Here is a 3226-nt window from a genome sequence, read left to right as displayed (position 1 = left end):
TACCCGTTATGTTTGCCAGATGCCCAATTACTTGGCACTGATTCACCTGGCTTGCGCACAAATCTTATTCCGAAAACTCCAAGAAACCTAAAGTTTAAGCAAACTATGTTCCGGATATCTTCTAAGCTTAGCCCGGATTCCCTCGTTGACCGTTTGCCCTACCCGCCCACCTTGGGTTTGGAGTCAGCCTGGGGCTGGAACCCGGCGAGCGCCCAGCGCCCGATGTCGACGATGGTTCGACGATCCGCATCGCTCAAGGCATCGGCGCTCACCAGTCGTTCGCTAACAGCATACGGGATCTTGGCCATCGCCACCTGCACCGCCCGCTCGGCGTTGGACATCCGCTCAAGCTGCACCGCGTCGAAGAGCCCGACGGACAGGGCCAGCAGGCAGGGGTTGCGAGGACGGTGTAGGTAACCGAGTTCGTTGACGTGACGAGCGTCGGCTCTCCACGCGACTGCGGATCCCGAGCGGCGAAGCCCCAGCGGCGGCAATTGGCCGAGTCTTTCCGGTTTCCCCGCCAAAGCTGGGCGACAGCTCATGGGACATTGCGACCAGATCGCGCTGAAGACTCAGCGCCCGCTGACCGGAGATGGCGAAAGAGCGCATCGACCCCCCACCCCGCTTGCGGTGCTCCCAACGCGCAGAGCGCGGCCAGCGACCGTCACAACCGCTCCAACGGAGCAAGACTCGTCTTGATCCGTCGTAGCTGACCGTGAAAGTCGATATCGACGATGTCGCGATCGACGAAGCCGACGATGAAGCCTTCCCCGAAGACGCGATGCCGAACGCGGTCGTTCAACGCCCAGCGGTGAAGACGCTGTGGCTCACCGACACCAAGAGCCCTTGATGCCGCCGGGGCGTAGCGTGCGTCGATGCCGACTTCACCGAGGTAGCGGTTGAGCACCCCCAGTCGCGCCGTCGGCGCCGGTGGCAACGTTGTGAGCGCCTCCTCCCCCTCAAGATGGCGGGTGATGGCCTCGCCGAGGTCCCGGCTGGTCCGCAGGCGCGCCTCGAACGCGAACGGGCTCGCGTTGAGTCTGGCCAGACCATAGGGCTTCATCGGCTCGCCACACCACTGGGCGTCGAAGTGTGTATCCGGGGGGGTCACCAGATGCAGTGCCTCTTTGCAGCGCGTCAAGGCGACGTAGGCCAAGCGCCGTTCCTCCTGGCGATCGGCGCGTATTGCGGGAAACAGGCCTTCCTCGAGCCCCAGGACCACCACCATGGGCCATTCGCGGCCCTTCGCCTGATGGATCGAGGAGATCAAGACGACGTCGCCGCCGGCCGCATAGCGCTCGGCCGTACGCCGTAGGTCGTCCATCCGGGACAGAAAGTCCTGCACCGAGGTCGCGGTTCGCGTCGCCCATCCAAGTAGGGTGTCATAGGCCAGCTGCTTTTCGGAGGCGGTGTCGGTGTCGGCGGACGTCGCATAGGCACGCAGGAGGTCCGTCCGCGCGGCGTAGAGGCGCAGCGCATCGGCGGCCGGCCACGCACGCCAATGGGTGGCCTCGCGCCACAGCGCCGCGCGCTCGCGGATCTTCTCGGCGTGAAAGGGCGTCTTGACGCGCTTGGCGACCTGGGCGATGGCCACGGCGCCCTGCTCGGAGGCTTGGAGGATCGCCTCGATCAGGGCGTCGAGCACGCGATTGGCGAGTCGCAGGCTCGGGGTGCCCAGCATGTGCCGGATGATCTCGCGCGCGTTCGGCGCCTCGAACAGGGTGCCGGCGGCGAGGCGCAGGTAGCCGAGCAGACCGGCCACATCGGGGACCTGGAAGGCGGTGTCCTTGCCGGGCTTGGTGAAGGGGATGCCGCGCTCGAGCAGGGCGAGTTCCAGCCCCAGGGTCTGGCCCCAGAGCCGCCCCAGCACGGCACAGTCACGGTAGCGCCGGCCGCTGTGGTGCCACGCCTCGATGGCCGCCACGACGTCCGCCTGATCCCCGCTCGAGGTGCCGCGAATCACCTCAATGCGCGTGTGGGGCGTTCCGGGCGCCGAGACGCAGAGGGTGTCGATGCGATCGGCGTTGTGCGCGATGAGCTGGGCGGCGGCGAGCGAAACTGAATGACCGAAGCGAAAGGTGCGCGAGAGGCTGTAGCGGGTCGCACCGGGAAAGAAGTGGTCAAAATCATCGCCCATGAACTGCGGTTTGCTGCCACGCCAGGCATAGATGCACTGGGAGTCGTCGCCAACCGCACTGAGGCTTGCGCGCGTGCCGACGAGGTGGCGGAGCAGCTCGACCTGCACCCGGCTGACGTCCTGGAATTCATCGACGATGACGGCGTCGAGCTTGTTGGTGACCATCCGCTGTGCCTCGGAGCTGTGAGCCAGGAGCGCGACGGGCTCACTTTGCAGGTCGGCGAAGAAGCGCACGCCCTGCTGTGCGCGCGCCTCCTCGAAGCGCGCGAAGGCGCGTACGAAATAGCCGTACTGAGGCGGGATCGAGAGCGCCTCGAAGGCGTCGGCCACAGAGAGGAGGTCGGATTTCACCAGATCGATAAAGCGGGCGAAGGCCTCCAGGTCGTCCGGACTCGGATAGTCGTCAGCGCCCTCCTCGCGCAAGGCCGCCTGGGCGGCTTGACGCGCGAGGGCCTTGGTCACGGAGTCCTTGGTCTCCAAGCGCCGCCGCGGCAGCAGGCCGACCGTCTCGAAGTGCGCCGTGAGCTTCAGGCCGAGACTGTGAAAGGTGCGCACTTCGGGCACCTTCGTGCCAACGGGAAGCGCCTCGGTGAGGCGATCGCGGAATTCGGTCGCGGCGGCCCGGTTGAAGGCCAACACCCGGATGCGCTCGGGCATCAAGCCCTGCTCCAGCAGGAAGAGCACGCGCCCGACGAGCATGTACGTCTTCCCGGAGCCGGCCACGGCGAAGGTCAGGGAGTGGCCCCTGGAATGCTCGATCGAGCGTCTTTGCTCCTCGGTGTAGGTCAACGCAGGCATGACAAGATTGATCTCTGAAGCGATGGCCGTGGCCTGCCAGGAGGATGCCCTGGGTCGTCAGTGCGTCACGACGCTCTTTGCATTGTTGAAGCGGCGTCCGCCAAGGTCAACGTGACCAGCCCCGCAGATGATAGGGTCAGCAGATAATTAGGGTTTTGAGTAGGCCGGGCACTCCCCGGACGGTAGGGCGACGTTTGTGTTCTCTGTTTGCCGCCTAGTTTCCTGGCGGTGCCACATGATCTCGCCCGTGGTCCAAGTTGCGACCCGGCCCCTCTCAGAACCGGACAAGCG

2 protein-coding genes are annotated in these 3226 nt (G+C 65.5%); both read right to left on the bottom strand.

What is annotated here, in order from left to right:
* Positions 1–158 precede the first annotated feature (158 nt).
* Complete coding sequence (locus CKO23_RS24145) at positions 159–524, bottom strand: hypothetical protein (RefSeq protein ID WP_200335963.1); 366 nt, start codon at positions 522–524, stop codon at positions 159–161.
* A 140-nt stretch (positions 525–664) separates the two neighbouring features.
* Positions 665–2935 carry an ATP-dependent helicase gene (locus tag CKO23_RS24140; RefSeq protein ID WP_200335961.1) on the bottom strand — a complete coding sequence of 757 codons (2271 nt, stop codon included), beginning with the start codon at positions 2933–2935 and terminating at the stop codon, positions 665–667.
* Positions 2936–3226 lie beyond the last annotated feature (291 nt).

This window comes from Thiocystis violacea, from assembly GCF_016583565.1.
In the GTDB taxonomy this organism is placed as follows: domain Bacteria; phylum Pseudomonadota; class Gammaproteobacteria; order Chromatiales; family Chromatiaceae; genus Thiorhodococcus; species Thiorhodococcus violaceus_A.
This window is presented reverse-complemented; position numbering and strand designations above follow the sequence as displayed.

What these genes read in the sequence shown, in the direction of transcription:
- CKO23_RS24140 (WP_200335961.1), bottom strand. Translation starts at nt 2,935, where the DNA reads ATGCCTGCGTTGACCTACACCGAGGAGCAAAGACGCTCGATCGAGCAT.